The following is a 14,670-nucleotide window of genomic DNA, read 5'->3' as shown; positions in this document are numbered from 1 at the left end:
GCGTGGCGCACGAGCGGGTCGAGTTGGCGTACGAGCCCGAGCGCGATGACGCGTGGGCGGCACTTCGGGCGCGGGTGCGGTCGAGCAGGGCGGGCCGCCGGATGGGCCTGCTGCTCGTGGCACTCACCGCGTGCGCCGCGGTCTTCGGCGCGTGGGGCGATACGGGGCTCGTGGTGCAGATCGGCGGGATCCTCCTGATCGGCCTCGTGATCGCGCCGTGGGCCGACGTCTTTGCCCAGCACCGCGCCGCCCGGCGCCGCGGCCGGTGCCAAGTCGTCGTGGAGACGGGCGGGTTCACGACGACGTACGCACGGGATGGGGCCGCCACGTTCACCGCCTGGGAGTCGCTGCCGCGCTACCGCGAGACCCGCGACCGGTTCCTCCTGCTCGGCCCCTACGCCGAGACCACCCCCACCTGCGTGGTGCTGCCCAAGCGCGGCATACGAGAGCCCGGCGGCGCGGACGCCCTCCGGGCTCTGCTCGACCGGCACATCGGCCGGGTCACTCAGCGGTAGCGCACTCCGCGCAGGTGCCGAAGATCTCCACCGTGTGCGCCACGTTCACGTACCCGTGCTCGGAGGCGATGGCCTCCGCCCACTTCTCGACCGCGGGGCCCTCGACCTCGACGGCCTTGCCGCACATCCGGCAGACCAGGTGATGGTGGTGGTCGCCGGAGGAGCAGCGGCGGTACACCGCCTCGCCCTCCGACGTGCGCAGGACGTCGACCTCGCCCGCGTCGGCGAGGGACTGCAGCGTGCGGTAGACCGTGGTCAGGCCGACCGAGTCGCCCTTGTGCTTGAGGACGTCGTGCAACTCCTGGGCGCTGCGGAACTCGTCCACCTCGTCGAGCGCCGCCGCCACGGCCGCGCGCTGGCGGGTCGACCTGCCTCGAACCGGGGCTGCCACGGGTTCCTCCTCACATCCCTGCCACGTACGTACGGCCGCCATTGTGCCAGGCGGCGCTTTGGCCGGGTCATCCATGAAGCGACGGAATCGGGGCCTGCTGCTCCGGGATCGTGCACTCGGCGGGGTCGCCGGCGGCCGCGGACACGGCCCGTGCCCTGCGCCGCGCGAGCGGTGTCGCGAGCAGCGTGAGGACGATGAAGGCGCCGATCGTCAGGAGCACGATGGTGGCTCCGGGCGGGACGTCCTGGTAGTACGACGTGACCGTGCCGCCGAGGGTGACGACGACGCCGATCGCGACCGCGATCACGAACGTCGCCTTGAAGCTGCGGGTCAGCTGCTGGGCCGCCGCCACGGGCACCACCATCAGGGCCGAGACCAGGAGGAGGCCCACGACGCGCATCGCGACCGTCACGGTCACCGCCGCCGTCACCGCGATGAGCAGGTTGAGGGCCCGCACCGGCAGGCCCGTGACCCGCGCGAACTCCTCGTCCTGGCTGACCGCGAACAGCTGCCGGCGCAGGCCCACCGTCACCAGGACCACGAAGGCCGCCAGGAGACAGATGGCGAGGACGTCCTCCTGCGACACCGTGGACAGCGAGCCGAAGAGGTACGAGTTGAGGTTGGCGTTCGAGCCGCCGGGCGCCAGGTTGATGAACATGACGCCGCCCGCCATGCCGCCGTAGAAGAGCATGGCGAGCGCGATGTCGCCGCGCGTCTTCCCGTACCAGCGGATCAGCTCCATGATCACGGCGCCGAGGACCGCGACGGCCGTCGCCATCCACACCGGCGACGTCGACAGCAGGAAGCCGAGGCCGACGCCGGTCATCGCCACGTGGCCGATGCCGTCGCCCATCAGGGCCTGGCGGCGCTGGACGAGGTAGATGCCGACGGCCGGGGCGGTGATGCCGACGAGGACGGCCGCGAGCAGGGCCCGCTGCATGAAGGCGTAGTCGAGGAATTCCATGGTCATCGGCCTTCTAGCTCAGCAGTCCGGTGCGGATCGGCTCCGCGTCCGCGGACGTGTGCGGGTGTACGTGGTCGTGGCCGGGCAGCGCGTGCTGGCCGACGGCCTTCGGGGGCGGGCCGTCGTGCAGGACGCAGCCGTCGCGCAGCACGACCGCGCGGTCGATCAGCGGCTCCAGCGGGCCGAGTTCGTGCAGGACGAGCAGGACCGAGGCCCCGGCCGCGACCTGCTCGCGCAGCGTCGCGGCGAGGATCTCCTGGCTGGCCAGGTCGACGCCCGCCATGGGCTCGTCCATGATCAGCAGCTCGGGTTCGGCGGCCAGTGCGCGGGCGATCAGTACGCGCTGGTGCTGGCCGCCCGACAGCGCGTTGACGGAGTCCTTGGCGCGGTCGGTCATGCCGACCAGCGCGAGCGCGCGGGCCACCGCGGCGCGGTCGGCCGCCCGCAGCACGCCGAAGCGGGCCCGGGACAGACGGCCGGAGGAGACGACCTCGGTCACCGTCGCGGGCACGCCGCCCGCGGCCGTCGTGCGCTGCGGCACGTAGCCGACGCGCGCCCACTGCTTGAAGCGGCGCCGCGGCGTCCCGAAGATCTCGATCTCGCCGCCGGTGAGCGGCACTTGACCGATGATGCTGCGCACGGCCGTCGACTTGCCCGAGCCGTTCGCGCCGAGCAGGGCGACGACCTCGCCGCGCCCGACGGTCAGGTCGATGCCGCGCAGCACGGGGCGCGAGCCGAGCTCTGCCGTCACCTTCCGCAAGGTGATCACGGGGTCAGTCATGTCCGCGCCGCCCTTCAAGTCGCTTGGTCCGTACGTCACTTGGTGCCGAGAGCCTTTTGCAGCGCGGCCAGGTTCGACTCCATGACCTGGAGGTAGTCGTCACCCTTGGACTGGTCCGTGATGCCCTCGATCGGGTCGAGTACATCAGTCTTCAACTTCGCGTCGTCGGCCAGGGTCTTCGCCGTCTTGTCGCTGACGAGGGTCTCGTAGAAGACGGTGGTCACCCCGTCGGCCTTCGCCATCTGCTGGAGCTTCCTGACGCGGTTGGCGCTGGGCTCGCTCTCCGGGTCGAGGCCGTTGATGGCCTCCTCGGTGAGGCCGTAGCGCTCGGCGAGGTAGCCGAAGGCGGCGTGGGTCGTGATGAACACCCGTGAACTGTCCGCGTCGGTGTTCTTCAGCCCTTCCTCGTACTTGGTGTTGAGCTGGTCCAGCTTCTTCACCAGGGCCGCGGTGTTCTTCTTGTAGTCCGCCGCGTGGTCCGGGTCGGCCTTCTGAAGGGCCTTGCCGACGCCCTCGGCGACCTCGGCGTACTTCACCGGGTCGAGCCAGATGTGCGGGTCGGTGCCCTCTTCGCCGTGGTCGTGGTCGTGATCGGACTCCTCGGCGTGGCCGCCGACCTCGTTCCCGTGCTTCTCCAGGGAGGTCAGGGACGCCGCGTCGATCTTCGTCTTGATGCCGGACTGGCTGATCGCGTCGTCGACGGCGGGCTGCAGGCCCTTGAGGTAGACGGCGGCGTCGGCCTCTTCGAGCTGGGCGCGCTGCTTGGTGCTGAGCTCCAGGTCGTGCGGCTCCTGGCCGGGCTGGGTCAGCGTGGTCACGTCGACGTGGTCGCCGCCGATCTCCTCGGCGAGGAACTGCATCGGGTAGAACGACGCCACGACGTCCAGCTTGCCGTCACTGCCCTTGCCGTCGGCGGCGGAGGACCCGCACGCGGACAGGGCCGTCAGGCCGAGCACGGTGGTGGCGGCGACGGCGGCGGTGGATATGAGGCGGCGGCGGGGGCGACGGGCCAGGCGTACGTTCATGACATCCATTTTCAACAAAACTGGAAATGATTGTCAAGAAGGGTTTGGTGAAGCGTTCGTCCCGCTCTGTGCGGACTCCGGTCCCGGAACCGATTTGATTAGGGGGGTGGCCCCGCCGGTAACCTGAAGCATTCTCCTCCGGAGCGCGTATCCAGCGCGCTCACCGTCGTCGTAATGAAGAGAGCACCGTGGCCGCCGACAAGATCGAGACCATCGTCAGCCTCAGCAAGCGCCGTGGCTTCGTCTACCCCTGCAGCGAGATCTACGGTGGTCAGCGGGCCGCCTGGGACTACGGGCCGCTGGGCGTGGAGCTGAAGGAGAACATCAAGCGCCAGTGGTGGCGCTACATGGTCACCTCGCGCGAGGACGTCGTCGGTATCGACTCGTCGGTGATCCTGGCCACCGACGTCTGGCAGGCGTCGGGCCACGTCGCCACGTTCACCGACCCGCTCACCGAGTGCACCTCCTGTCACAAGCGGTTCCGCGCGGACCACCTGGAAGAGGCGTACGAGGAGAAGAAGGGCCGCGTCCCCGAGAACGGCCTGGCGGACATCAACTGCCCGAACTGCGGCACCAAGGGCGCCTTCACCGAGCCCAAGCAGTTCTCGGGTCTGCTCGCCACGCACCTCGGCCCGACGCAGGACAGCGGCTCGATCGCCTACCTGCGCCCCGAGACCGCCCAGGGCATCTTCACCAACTTCAGCCAGGTGCAGACGACTTCGCGCCGCAAGCCGCCCTTCGGCATCGCGCAGATGGGCAAGTCGTTCCGCAACGAGATCACGCCCGGCAACTTCATCTTCCGCACCCGTGAGTTCGAGCAGATGGAGATGGAATTCTTCGTCAAGCCGGGCGAGGACGAGAAGTGGCAGGAGTACTGGATGGAGCAGCGCTGGAACTGGTACACGGGCCTCGGCATGCGCGAGGAGAACATGCGCTGGTTCGAGCACCCGCAGGAGAAGCTCTCCCACTACTCCAAGCGCACCGCTGACATCGAGTACCGCTTCCGCTTCGGCGGCAGCGAGTGGGGCGAGCTCGAGGGCGTCGCCAACCGCACCGACTACGACCTCTCGGCGCACTCCAAGGCCTCCGGCCAGGACCTCTCCTACTACGACCAGGAGAAGAACGAGCGCTACACGCCGTACGTCATCGAGCCCGCGGCCGGTGTCGGCCGCACGATGCTGGCGTTCATGCTCGACTCCTACTTCGAGGACGAGGCGCCGAACGCCAAGGGCAAGATGGAGAAGCGCACGGTCATGCGCTTCGACCACCGCATCGCCCCGGTGAAGGTCGCGGTCCTGCCGCTGTCCCGCAACCCGGAGCTGTCCCCGAAGGCCCGGGGCCTGGCCGCCGCGCTGCGCCAGCACTGGAACATCGACTTCGACGACGCCGGCGCCATCGGCCGCCGCTACCGCCGCCAGGACGAGATCGGTACGCCGTTCTGCGTCACCGTCGACTTCGACACCCTGGACGACAACGCGGTGACGGTGCGCGAGCGCGACACCATGAAGCAGGAGCGCGTCTCCCTCGACCAGATCGAGGGCTACCTGGCCAGCCGCCTGATCGGCTGCTGACCTGGTTGTACGTTGCCGAGGGCCCCGGCCGCCGTTCCGTGCGGCCGGGGCCTTCGTGCTGTCACGGGGCTCGGGCAAGGGCCTGACGGGGCTCAACTCGCCACGGAAAGGCGACTGTTGATCTGGGGATTGGTGCAGACTGCGGGGCATGCCGCAGATGACTAGCAGCAAAGTCAGTCGCTGGGACCAGCACGGGCGGGCGCACGTCGTGAGCGTCGAAAAGGCCGGTATCCAGCGGCAGTTGACGTGCGGGACGTGCGGGTGGCGCAGAAACGCCCAGTTCCTGCCGTGGCTCAAGGCGCAGGAGCATCTGGAGCAGGAGCACCAGGCGACCGTGGATCCGGCCGCCGGGGGCTAGGGCGGCACGCCCTAGGGCGTGTCTTCAAACTCCCGTCGTCGCCCGCAGGGCGGCCGCGCGGCGTCTGGTGCGTGCTCTCGGCGTGCCGGGTGCAAGGCCTCGTACTGGATGTACTTGGCCTTACGCCCGGTGCGGCGAGAGTGCGTGCCAGGCGTCGTGAGGCAGACGGGAGTTTGAAGACACGCCCTAGCGGGTCCTCAGCCCGCGCATCACCAGGGACACGACCGCGTCGAAGGCCTGCTCCGCGCCCGGCCGGGACCACTCCGGGGCGTGCACCGGGTCGTGGAAGTGGGCGGTCGCCTCGAACACGGCGCGGGCCGTCACGGGCAGGTCGGAGATCTCGAACTCGCCCTGCCGGACGCCCTCTTGGAGGATCTCCGTCAGCTGGCCGACGAGCTCGGCGATGTGCGCGTCGACCACGCCGCCGTTCTCCGTCGTCAGGACGGTGTACGTGGCGAACAGCTCGGGGTCGTCGCCCGCCTTGTGCCGCTTGGCCTCGAAGAGGGCCGACAGCCAGTGCCGCAGCTTGGCGGGCGGGGCCTCGTCCCCCGCGACGACCGCCGCGAGCAGCTCCGTCGTACGGTCCAGCCAGCGCTTGGTGACCGCGCCGCGCAGCTCCGCCTTCGTGCGGAAGTGGCGGTACACCGAGCCGTGGCTGACCCCGAGTGCGCGGGCGACGTCGACGACGGTGGCCTTGGCGGCGCCGTGCCGACGCAGCACGTCCTCGGTCGCGGCGAGGATGCGCTCGGGGGTCAGGGTCTCGGTGGGCGGCATGGTGACGAAGTTACCCGGCGCCGGTCAGCGCTCGCTGTCGAGGTGTGCCATCTGGGCCGCCGGGTAGCGCTCGCCGGCCGCCGCGTCGGCGGGCACGGCCGCCTCGATCGCGGTGAGGTCGGCGGCGTCCAGGGTGACGTCGAGCGCGCCGAGCGCCTCGGTGAGGCGGTCGCGGCGGCGGGCGCCGACCAGCGGCACGATGTCGTTGTTGTGCTGCGAGCCCCGGCTGAGGACCCACGCGATGGCGATCTGCGCGACGCTCGCGCCCTTCTGCTCGGCGATCTTGCGGAGCTGGTCGACGAGGTCCAGGTTGTGCTGGAGGTTCTCGCCCTGGAAGCGCGGGCTCATGCCGCGGAAGTCGTTCGCGGCGAGCTGCCGGTCGCGGGTGAAGTGGCCGGAGATCAGACCGCGGGACAGGACGCCGTACGCGGTGACGCCGATGCCGAGTTCGCGAGTGGTCGGCAGGATGTCGTCCTCGATGCCGCGCGAGATCAGCGAGTACTCGATCTGCAGGTCGGCGATGGGGGCGGTGGCGGCGGCCCGGCGGATGGTGTCGGCGCCGACCTCGCTGAGGCCGATGTGCCGCACGTGCCCCTTCTCGACCAGCTCGGCGATGGCGCCGACGGTCTCCTCGATCGGGACGTCGGGGTCGATCCGGGCGATCCGGTAGATGTCGATGTGGTCGACGCCGAGGCGCTGGAGGCTGTACGCGACGAAGTTCCGCACGGCCTGCGGGCGGCCGTCGTAGCCGGACCAGCCGCCGTCCGGATCGCGCAGGGCGCCGAACTTCACGCTGGTCAGCGCCTTCTCGCGGGCCGCAGCGGGCGCACTGCGCAGGGCCTCGCCGATCAGCATCTCGTTGTGACCCATGCCGTAGAAGTCGCCGGTGTCGAGGAGCGTGACGCCCGCGTCGAGGGCGGCGTGGATCGTGGCGATCGACTCGGCGCGGTCGGCGTCGCCGTACAGGGCGGACATGCCCATGCAGCCGAGGCCGAGGGCGGAGACGTGGGGGCCGGTGGCGCCCAGGGTTCGAGTGGGGAGGGTTCCAGTGGGGAGGTTCATGCCTCCAGCCTGACATGACAGATGACAGATTTCAATATCTGTCATCTGTCACCTGCCATCTGTCGTCTCTTGCCCGTCAGTGACTAGGACGGGATCTGGCCTAGTTCGCCTCTACGGTCTCCCCATGACCGACTCGCTGCGCACGTTCCGCATCGCCGTCCCGCAGTCCGACCTCGACGACCTCCACCACCGCCTGGCGCACATCCGCTGGCCGATCGGCGCCGAGCACGGCGAGGTGCGCGAGCTCGCCGAGTACTGGCGCACCGGTTACGACTGGCGGCGCCACGAGGAGCGGCTGAACCGCTTCCCGCAGTTCACGACCGACATCGAGGGGCAGGAGGTGCACTTCCTGCACGTGCGCTCCGCCGACCCCGACGCGCTGCCGGTCCTGCTCACGCACGGCTGGCCCAACTCCTTCGTGGAATTCGCCGAGTTGATCGACCGGCTCACCGACCGCTTCCACGTCATCGTGCCCTCGCTGCCCGGGTTCGCGTTCTCCGCGGCGCCGCGCGACACGGGCTGGTCGGCGGCGCGCGTCGCCGGGCTGTGGGTGGAGCTGATGCGACGGCTCGGCTACGACCGCTACGGGGTCGAGGGCGGCGACTTCGGTGCGTACGTCGCCCCCGAGGTGGCCGTGGCCGACCCGGAGCACGTCGTCGGGGTGTACGTCATCGGCGGGCTCGGCTTCCCGGCGGAGGCCGACGTGCCCGAACTGACGCCCCGGGAAAGGGAGGTGTACGACGCGCTGCAGTCCGCGGACTGGATGCACGGCGTCGACCACCACGCTCTGCTGCGCGCCGCCCCGCAGACCTTCGCGTACGGGTGGCAGGACTCGCCGGTGGGGGCGCTCGCCTGGATGCTGCGGAAGTTCCAGGACTTCAACGCCTCGGGCAAGGGCCTCTTCGAGGCGATCGACCGGGACCTGTTCCTGACGAACGTCAGCCTGTACTGGTTCACCGGCACGTTCGCCACGTCGGCCTGGCCGTACTACGAGGCCCCGGCCGGACCGTTCGCCTGGCCGCGCGGGCAGAAGGCGGTGCCGACCGGGGTCTACAGCGGGGACGCGCCCGCGATCCGGCGGCTCGCGGAGCGGCACAACACCATCGTCCACTGGCCGCAGGGCAACCCGGGCGGCCACCACTTCGTGGCGATGGACCAGCCGGAGGCGTTCGCGGCGGACCTGGGCGCCTTCTTCCGGACGGTGAACGGGTAGAGCGGCCTCAGGCCATGCGCCCACGCTTCATACGTCCGCGCTTCATACGCCGACGGTCCCGTCGATGCGTTCCCTGAGCAGATCGGCGTGGCCGTTGTGGCGCGCGTACTCCTCGATCATGTGGACCACGACCCAGCGCAGCGACACCGTGCCGCGCCAGGCGTCCGTGCCCTCCACGTCCAAGTCCCTTGCGTCGGCGACGACTTGGTCGGCGAACGCGGTCTCCGCGCGCCACGCCTCCCACACGGCGGCCGCGTCCGCCTTCGCCACGTCGTCGAAGTCGCCCTCCGGATTGTCGGGCGTGGAGTAGAGGTTCGGGACGTCCTGCCCGGCTATCGTCCGGCGGAACCAGCGCCGCTCCACATCGGTCACGTGCCGGACGAGGCCCAGCAGGGAGAGGGAGGACGGCTCCACCGAGGCGGTCGCCAACTCGGCTTCCAGGCCTGCGCACTTGAGCTCCAGCGTCCTGCGCTGCGCGGTGAGGAACCCGGCGAGCATGCGCCGTTCGTCGCCGGTGGCCGGGGTGGCGAAACGGGCCTCGGAGGCCTCGCCCGGGAAGAGTTCGACGCGGCGGGTGATGTCTGCGGTCATGCCGGTGAGCGTAGGGGGAGGGGTGCGGCAGCGTCTGCCGAGTTTCGGGTGCGGCCGGCCGGGGCCGTCATGGACGCCGAGGGCGGTGGCGCGGACTCGGCGCCGATGCTTCCGTGCCGGTCCGCGCCGCGGAGCCCCGAGTACGTCGACTACCACGTCCGGTTCCTGCCGCTCGGCTTCGTGTGCGAGGCCGAGGGCGGCGGAGAGGACGTCGCCGACACCGTGCCCCCGTACGTCAATCCCGCCCTCGCGGGCCTCGGCCTCGTGACGGTCTGCCTCGGGGCGGGCGCGCTGGTCGAGCACGAACACGAGCGCGAGGAGCGGCGGCGGGCCGTGACCGTGAACAGTCGCTAGGTGGCCCGCACCTCGATCTCGTGCACCGAGTTGCGCGCCCCCGGCGGCGGTTGGACGCGGCCCGTCGCGTCCGTGGCGCGGCTGCGGATGACGTGCGGGCCCGGGGTCAGGGCCGTGGTGAGGGTGAAGGGGCGCCAGGCCGTGGGGTGTTGGGGGCGCGGGCCGAGGGTGGCCGGCTGCCAGGGGGCGTCGTCGACCGAGATCTCGACCCCTGCGATCTCCGAGGTGCTCCAGGCCCGGCCCGCCAACTCCACCACTCCGGCCAGGACTTCGTCGCCGTCGTAGGGCGCGAGCAGTTTGCTGTTCACGTCGATGTCGCGCACCGGGCGGCCGTCCCGGACGTACAGGCGCGTGGTGAAGAGGTGGTCCGGGCGGGTGTCGGAGACGACCAGGCGGGTCAGCCACTTCACCGAGTTCGTGCCGAACATGCGCGGCGCCACCGCCCGTACGGGAAAGCCGTGCTGCGTGCGCAGCGGCGCGCCGTTCATGGAGTGGGCCAGTACGACGTCCGCGTACGCGCGGTCGAGCGGCAGGTCCTTGACGTAGGTGAGGCCCTTCTCGTCGGCGAAGTCGCCGTGGTCCGCGCCCTCCAGCCACAGGTGGCGGCCCGTCGCGTGCGGGCGGGCCAGGTCGAGGACCGCCGAGAGCGGGACGCCGGTCCATTCGAGGTTCGCCACCGCCCGCGTCGGCACGGTGGGGGCGAACGGGCTGCCGAAGCACTCGTGGACCGCAGTGAACGTGCGCTGCGGTAGAGCGAGCAGCGAGCGGAGGTCCAGGCGCAACGGCTGCTCCACCAGGCCCTCCACCCGCAACTCCCACTCCTGCGCGGCCAGTTCGGGCGGCGCCCCCAGGTGCGTACGGACGAAGACGGAGTCGACCGGGGTGAGAGGCGAGGGCGGGGTGCGCGGGTCCGGCGGGCGTGTGCTCATGCGGCCCAGTCTGCCGTCCCGCCCCCCGACCGTGCTCATGAGCCCGGGCCGCTCACAAGCCCGGCCCGCGCACGTCCTGTGGCCGGCTCACGAGACCGAGCGGGGCAGGCGCAGGCTCAGGGCCACGGTCAGGGCCACCGCCCCGAGTTGGATCAGGAGCGTCACCACCAGGGCGTCCCGCATGCCGAGCCCCGGTGCCAGGGAGAGGAACAGCGAGCCGAGCGTCGCCACGCCCAGGGCGAGGGCCGCCTGCTGGGTCGTCGTCATGACGCCGCTGCCGACGCCCGCACGGGCCGCGGGCACCTCGGACAGCACGATGCGGAACAGGATGGGGAGTTGGAGCGCCTGGCCCGCACCCGCGAGCGCCGCACCCGGCAGCAGCTGCAGCACCCCGAGGTCCGGCCACGTCCGCCACGCCGCGAGCGCGATCAGCCCGATCCCGGCCGCCTGCAGCAGGCCGCCCGCCGTGACGACGCGCGTGCCCCAGCGGGCGACCAGGCGCGGACCGGCCAGCGAGGCCACGAAGAACACCGCCGCCATCGGGGCCAGGGCCAGCCCCGCCGAGGTCGCGCTCAGCCGCTCGCCCTGCTGCAACGCCACCGCGATCACGAACATGAAGCCGCTGAACCCGATCGAGAACGGCACGATCATCACCAACCCCCGCCGCAGGGAAAGGAGTTGGAAGAGGGACGGCGGGACCAGCGGGGTCCGGCCCGCCCGGTCGGCCCGCCGCTCCACCGCGTAGAAGGCGTACGCGAGGACGGGGAACGCCGCGAGCGACAGCCACGTCCACAGCGGCCAGCCCGCGGCCCGGCCCTCGGTCAGCGGCGCGAGCAGCGCGCCGAGGGACAGGGCGAGCAGGACGGTGCCGGGCACGTCGACCGGCTCGGGGCGCGCCGAGCGGGTCTCGGGGACCGTCCGGACGGCGAGGGCGAGGGCCACGACGACCACCGGCACGTTCACCAGGAACACCGAGCGCCAGCCGGTCCCGAACAGGTCCGCGGAGACCAGGACGCCACCCAGGACCTGGCCCGCCACCATCGACAGACCGGCCGTCGCCCCGTACATGCTCATGGCCTTGGCGCGCCGCGGCCCGGCCGTCGTCGCCTGGATCGTGGCGAGGACCTGCGGCAGCATCGCCGCCGACGCCGCGCCCTGCGCGACCCGCGCCACCACCAGCGTCCCGGCCGTCGGCGCGAGGCCGCAGGCCAGCGAGGTGAGGCCGAAGGCGGCCATGCCGCCGATGAACAGGCGGCGGCGGCCGATGAGGTCGCCGAGCCGCCCGCCGAGGACGAGCAGCACGGCGTACGCGATGCCGTACCCGGCGACGACCAGCTCCAGGACGGGTTCGCTCGCGGACAGGTCGTGGTCGATGGTCGGCAGGGCGACGTTGACGATGAAGAAGTCGATGAGGGGCAGGGCTGCGCCGAGCAGCACGGTGAACAGGCCCGGGCCGCTCAGAGCGGTGCCGGGCGCCGTGCTCCGCGCCAGCGGCGGGGACTGCGTGGTGGTGGTCATGGCATCGAGACTCCGCTTCCCCCGAGAGGGGTACCAGAGTCTTCTTATCCTGGTAGAAGAGGTACCTGGAAACAGGCTCGGCGCGGGTGCAGGCTGGAGGCATGACCACCATGACGCAGGACCACCGGGGCGACCGGGGCGGCCCGGGCGGCCCGGGCGGCCCGGGCGACGAGGATGCGCGGCCCGCCGAGATCCGGCGGCACGAGCTCGCCGGGTTCCTGCGCAGCCGCCGCGAGCGCATCACGCCCGAGGACGTGGGCCTGCCGCGCGGTGCCCGCCGCCGCACCCCAGGGCTGCGCCGCGAGGAGGTCGCGCACCTGTCGGCGGTCGGCGTCACCTGGTACACGTGGCTGGAGCAGGCCCGCGACATCCAGGTCTCCGCCCAGGTCCTGGACGCGCTGGCCAGGACCCTGCGCCTCGACCGCAGCGAGCGCACCCATCTGTTCCGCCTCGCCGGGGCGATCGACCCGGCTCCGGCGGCGAGCTGCGCCAAGCTCACGCCCGAACTGCACGAGATGCTGGTCCAGTTGGAGCCGCTGCCGGCCTGCGTGGTGAACAGCCGCTCCGACATCCTCGCCTACAACCGCACGTACGGCAGGCTCCTGTACGACCTGGACGAGATCCCGCCCGAGGACCGCAACTGGCTGCTCCTCGCCTTCACGCACGAGCAGTGGCGCAGCGCGCTCGTGCCCCTGGACGACGTGCTGTTCACCCTGACCGCCAAGTTCCGTGCGGGCATGGCCGACCACCTCGCCGATCCCGCCTGGAAGGTGGTCCTGAAGCGGCTGCTCGACGAGTCCGCCGAGTTCCGCGCGCTGTGGGAGCGCCACGACGTGGTGCAGTCGGTGCCCGGCAAGGTCAAGCACTTCCTCAACCCGTACGTGGGCCTGCTCGACGTCGTGCACACCGATCTGTGGCTGGGCCGGGACTGCGGGGCGCGCCTGGTGACGTACACCCCGGCGAACGACACGACCCGTGAACGCCTCGGAAAACTCCAGGAGTTGACGCTCGCCCCGACGCCATGACCCGGTGCGATGGGTGTCACGACCCGGCGGACGCCCGCGTCACCGCCGCGTCCTGCGGCTCCTCGAGCCGCTCGGCCGTGCGCCGCGCCGTCTCGCGCGCCCACCGCCCGCTGGTCAGCGCGCCGAGCAGCAGGACCACGAGGCCGCACCCGGCGATGATCCACCAGCAGGCCCGGCCCGCCTCGACGAACGAGTGCGCGTACGAAGACGAGGCGGACGAGGCGGACGAGGCCACGCCCGACGCGAGGACCGCGCCGATGACGGCGACGCCGAGGGTCGAGCCGATCTGCCGGCTGGTGGAGGCGACGGCCGCCGCGACACCGGCCTGGGCGCGGGGCATCCCGGAGACCGCGGTGTTCGTGATGGGCGCGTTGACGAAGCCGAAGCCGATGCCGAACAGGACGTAGCCGAGCACCAGGGTGGCGTTCGACGTCTCGGCGTCGAACGCCGCGAACAGGACGCCGCTCGCCGTCATTGTCACGCCCGCGATCAGCAGCGGCAGACGCGGCCCGCGGCTGCCGACGAGACGGCCCGACAGCGGCGCGCACACCAGCGACATCGCCGCCATCGGCAGCATCCACAGGCCCGCGTGCAGCGCGTCAAGACCGCGTACGTCCTGCAGGTACAGGGTCGACACGAACAGGAAGCCGCCGAGCGACGCGAACGCGCTGACCGCGATGAGGGTGGCGCCGCTGAACGGGGCCGAGCGGAAGAACCGCAGGTCGATGAGGGGTTCGGTGCGGCGCGGCTCGTACAGCAGGAGCCCGATGAGCGCGGCGACCGCGATCCCGGCGAACAGCATGGTCCGCGTCGAGGTCCAGCCCGCGTCGGGCGCCTCGATGATCGCGTACGTCAGTGAACCGAGCAGGGCGATGACCAGGAACTGGCCGACCGGGTCGGGGCGGCGGGCCCTGGGGGCACGGGACTCGGGGACGTAGCGCATGGTGAGCAGGAGCGCGGCGAGGCCGATGGGCACGTTGACCCAGAAGATCGAGCGCCAGCCGATCGAGTCCACGAGCAGGCCGCCCGCCAGCGGGCCCGCGGCCATCGAGATGCCGACGACACCGCCCCACACGCCGATGGCCCGGGCCCGCTCGCGCGGGTCGGTGAAGGTGTTCGTGATGATCGACATCGCGACCGGGTTGAGCATCGAGCCGCCGACGGCCTGCACCATCCGGAACGCGACGAGGGTCTCCAGGTTCGGTGCGAGGGAGCAGGCCGCGGACGCGGCGGTGAACAGGACGAGCCCGATCCGGAACACCTTGCGCCGCCCGACGCGGTCGGCGGTCGACCCGGCCAGCATCAGCAGCGAGGCGAGCACGAGCGTGTACGCGTCGATCGTCCACTGCATGCCCGAGAGCGTGGCGTCGAAGTCCTTCGCCATGCTGGGGAGCGCGACGTTCAGGGCAGTGGTGTCGAGGCTGACGATCAGCAGGCTCATGCAGCAGATCGCGAGGATCAGCATGCGCCGCTTGTGGGTCAGGGGCGGATCTGTCTGCGGATCTGTCTGCGGATCGGGCATGTTTTCGACGGTAGCCGCAGCGGCGGCTCGGCGGGCGGGCGAGGTCGGGGTCATGCAAGCGACGATCGCAGCCCGCT

16 protein-coding genes are annotated in these 14,670 nt (G+C 71.4%); 6 read left to right on the top strand and 10 right to left on the bottom strand.

Annotated elements, in window-relative coordinates; translation table 11 throughout:
- The first annotated feature begins 2 nt into the window (after positions 1-2).
- Positions 3-515 (top strand): hypothetical protein, encoded by a 513-nt coding sequence (locus ACIBUY_RS08705; protein WP_399152204.1) that lies wholly within the window; start codon positions 3-5, stop codon positions 513-515.
- Here ACIBUY_RS08705 and ACIBUY_RS08700 read toward each other — a convergent pair.
- From ACIBUY_RS08700 to ACIBUY_RS08685, 4 genes are read right to left on the bottom strand one after another with little or no spacing between them, the layout of a single operon-like run.
- Positions 502-948 (bottom strand): Fur family transcriptional regulator, encoded by a 447-nt coding sequence (locus ACIBUY_RS08700; RefSeq protein WP_399152203.1) that lies wholly within the window; start codon positions 946-948, stop codon positions 502-504. The two genes, ACIBUY_RS08705 and ACIBUY_RS08700, sit on opposite strands and share 14 nt — an antisense overlap.
- 25 nt (positions 949-973) lie before the next feature.
- Complete coding sequence (locus ACIBUY_RS08695; RefSeq protein WP_365577385.1) at positions 974-1,870, bottom strand: metal ABC transporter permease; 897 nt, start codon at positions 1,868-1,870, stop codon at positions 974-976.
- A 13-nt stretch (positions 1,871-1,883) separates the two neighbouring features.
- Positions 1,884-2,651 (bottom strand): metal ABC transporter ATP-binding protein, encoded by a 768-nt coding sequence (locus tag ACIBUY_RS08690; protein ID WP_365577265.1) that lies wholly within the window; start codon positions 2,649-2,651, stop codon positions 1,884-1,886.
- A gap of 35 nt (positions 2,652-2,686) precedes the next feature.
- Positions 2,687-3,676, bottom strand: a complete 990-nt coding sequence (locus tag ACIBUY_RS08685; RefSeq protein WP_399152202.1) for a metal ABC transporter substrate-binding protein — start codon at positions 3,674-3,676, stop codon at positions 2,687-2,689.
- A 188-nt stretch (positions 3,677-3,864) separates the two neighbouring features.
- On the opposite strand from ACIBUY_RS08685, the gene ACIBUY_RS08680 reads away from it, so the two are divergent.
- Both ACIBUY_RS08680 and ACIBUY_RS08675 read left to right on the top strand, forming a co-directional pair.
- On the top strand, positions 3,865-5,247 hold the full coding sequence (locus tag ACIBUY_RS08680) for a glycine--tRNA ligase (RefSeq protein WP_365577261.1): 1,383 nt from the start codon (positions 3,865-3,867) through the stop codon (positions 5,245-5,247).
- A 148-nt stretch (positions 5,248-5,395) separates the two neighbouring features.
- The gene (locus ACIBUY_RS08675; RefSeq protein ID WP_365577259.1) at positions 5,396-5,605 is read left to right on the top strand and encodes a hypothetical protein; all 210 of its coding nucleotides are present in this window, start codon (positions 5,396-5,398) and stop codon (positions 5,603-5,605) included.
- Positions 5,606-5,791: 186 nt separating this feature from the next.
- On the opposite strand, the gene ACIBUY_RS08670 is transcribed toward ACIBUY_RS08675, so the two are convergent.
- Both ACIBUY_RS08670 and ACIBUY_RS08665 read right to left on the bottom strand, forming a co-directional pair.
- The gene (locus ACIBUY_RS08670) at positions 5,792-6,379 is read right to left on the bottom strand and encodes a TetR family transcriptional regulator (RefSeq protein ID WP_365580520.1); all 588 of its coding nucleotides are present in this window, start codon (positions 6,377-6,379) and stop codon (positions 5,792-5,794) included.
- A gap of 24 nt (positions 6,380-6,403) precedes the next feature.
- Positions 6,404-7,441, bottom strand: coding sequence for an aldo/keto reductase (locus tag ACIBUY_RS08665; RefSeq protein ID WP_365580522.1), 1,038 nt, complete (start codon positions 7,439-7,441; stop codon positions 6,404-6,406).
- A 124-nt stretch (positions 7,442-7,565) separates the two neighbouring features.
- Here ACIBUY_RS08665 and ACIBUY_RS08660 point away from each other — a divergent pair, with 124 nt between their 5' ends.
- A complete protein-coding gene (locus ACIBUY_RS08660) occupies positions 7,566-8,654 on the top strand; it encodes an epoxide hydrolase family protein (RefSeq protein ID WP_399152201.1) in 1,089 nt (362 codons plus the stop codon).
- 42 nt (positions 8,655-8,696) lie between these two features.
- On the opposite strand, the gene ACIBUY_RS08655 is transcribed toward ACIBUY_RS08660, so the two are convergent.
- Positions 8,697-9,245 (bottom strand): DinB family protein, encoded by a 549-nt coding sequence (locus tag ACIBUY_RS08655; protein WP_365580527.1) that lies wholly within the window; start codon positions 9,243-9,245, stop codon positions 8,697-8,699.
- Between the two features lie 69 nt (positions 9,246-9,314).
- On the opposite strand from ACIBUY_RS08655, the gene ACIBUY_RS08650 reads away from it, so the two are divergent.
- On the top strand, positions 9,315-9,599 hold the full coding sequence (locus ACIBUY_RS08650) for a hypothetical protein (RefSeq protein ID WP_399152200.1): 285 nt from the start codon (positions 9,315-9,317) through the stop codon (positions 9,597-9,599).
- Here the strand turns inward: ACIBUY_RS08650 and ACIBUY_RS08645 are convergent.
- Both ACIBUY_RS08645 and ACIBUY_RS08640 read right to left on the bottom strand, forming a co-directional pair.
- Positions 9,596-10,528, bottom strand: coding sequence for a molybdopterin-dependent oxidoreductase (locus tag ACIBUY_RS08645; protein WP_399152199.1), 933 nt, complete (start codon positions 10,526-10,528; stop codon positions 9,596-9,598). The genes ACIBUY_RS08650 and ACIBUY_RS08645 overlap by 4 nt on opposite strands.
- 87 nt (positions 10,529-10,615) lie before the next feature.
- Positions 10,616-12,046, bottom strand: a complete 1,431-nt coding sequence (locus ACIBUY_RS08640) for an MFS transporter (RefSeq protein WP_399152198.1) — start codon at positions 12,044-12,046, stop codon at positions 10,616-10,618.
- Positions 12,047-12,147: 101 nt separating this feature from the next.
- Here ACIBUY_RS08640 and ACIBUY_RS08635 point away from each other — a divergent pair, with 101 nt between their 5' ends.
- Positions 12,148-13,071, top strand: coding sequence for a helix-turn-helix transcriptional regulator (locus tag ACIBUY_RS08635; RefSeq protein ID WP_365580536.1), 924 nt, complete (start codon positions 12,148-12,150; stop codon positions 13,069-13,071).
- 16 nt (positions 13,072-13,087) lie between these two features.
- On the opposite strand, the gene ACIBUY_RS08630 is transcribed toward ACIBUY_RS08635, so the two are convergent.
- On the bottom strand, positions 13,088-14,593 hold the full coding sequence (locus ACIBUY_RS08630) for a DHA2 family efflux MFS transporter permease subunit (RefSeq protein WP_399152197.1): 1,506 nt from the start codon (positions 14,591-14,593) through the stop codon (positions 13,088-13,090).
- Positions 14,594-14,670 lie beyond the last annotated feature (77 nt).

The organism is Streptomyces sp. NPDC050085, from assembly GCF_044460595.1.
Classification (GTDB): Bacteria; Actinomycetota; Actinomycetes; order Streptomycetales; family Streptomycetaceae; genus Streptomyces.
The sequence above is the reverse complement of the archived record's forward strand: the minus strand, read 5'-3'. Positions and strand labels throughout refer to the sequence as shown.

Excerpts from the sequence above, each read along its gene's own strand:
- ACIBUY_RS08660 (WP_399152201.1), top strand. The coding sequence starts at position 7,566 with ATGACCGACTCGCTGCGCACGTTCCGCATCGCCGTCCCGCAGTCCGAC.
- ACIBUY_RS08640 (WP_399152198.1), bottom strand. The coding sequence starts at position 12,046 with ATGACCACCACCACGCAGTCCCCGCCGCTGGCGCGGAGCACGGCGCCC.
- ACIBUY_RS08665 (WP_365580522.1), bottom strand. The coding sequence starts at position 7,441 with ATGAACCTCCCCACTGGAACCCTCCCCACTCGAACCCTGGGCGCCACC.
- ACIBUY_RS08650 (WP_399152200.1), top strand. The coding sequence starts at position 9,315 with ATGGACGCCGAGGGCGGTGGCGCGGACTCGGCGCCGATGCTTCCGTGC.
- ACIBUY_RS08685 (WP_399152202.1), bottom strand. The coding sequence starts at position 3,676 with ATGAACGTACGCCTGGCCCGTCGCCCCCGCCGCCGCCTCATATCCACC.
- ACIBUY_RS08670 (WP_365580520.1), bottom strand. The coding sequence starts at position 6,379 with ATGCCGCCCACCGAGACCCTGACCCCCGAGCGCATCCTCGCCGCGACC.
- ACIBUY_RS08630 (WP_399152197.1), bottom strand. The coding sequence starts at position 14,593 with ATGCCCGATCCGCAGACAGATCCGCAGACAGATCCGCCCCTGACCCAC.
- ACIBUY_RS08695 (WP_365577385.1), bottom strand. The coding sequence starts at position 1,870 with ATGGAATTCCTCGACTACGCCTTCATGCAGCGGGCCCTGCTCGCGGCC.
- ACIBUY_RS08690 (WP_365577265.1), bottom strand. The coding sequence starts at position 2,651 with ATGACTGACCCCGTGATCACCTTGCGGAAGGTGACGGCAGAGCTCGGC.
- ACIBUY_RS08635 (WP_365580536.1), top strand. The coding sequence starts at position 12,148 with ATGACCACCATGACGCAGGACCACCGGGGCGACCGGGGCGGCCCGGGC.
- ACIBUY_RS08655 (WP_365580527.1), bottom strand. The coding sequence starts at position 9,245 with ATGACCGCAGACATCACCCGCCGCGTCGAACTCTTCCCGGGCGAGGCC.
- ACIBUY_RS08645 (WP_399152199.1), bottom strand. The coding sequence starts at position 10,528 with ATGAGCACACGCCCGCCGGACCCGCGCACCCCGCCCTCGCCTCTCACC.
- ACIBUY_RS08675 (WP_365577259.1), top strand. The coding sequence starts at position 5,396 with ATGCCGCAGATGACTAGCAGCAAAGTCAGTCGCTGGGACCAGCACGGG.
- ACIBUY_RS08700 (WP_399152203.1), bottom strand. The coding sequence starts at position 948 with ATGGCGGCCGTACGTACGTGGCAGGGATGTGAGGAGGAACCCGTGGCA.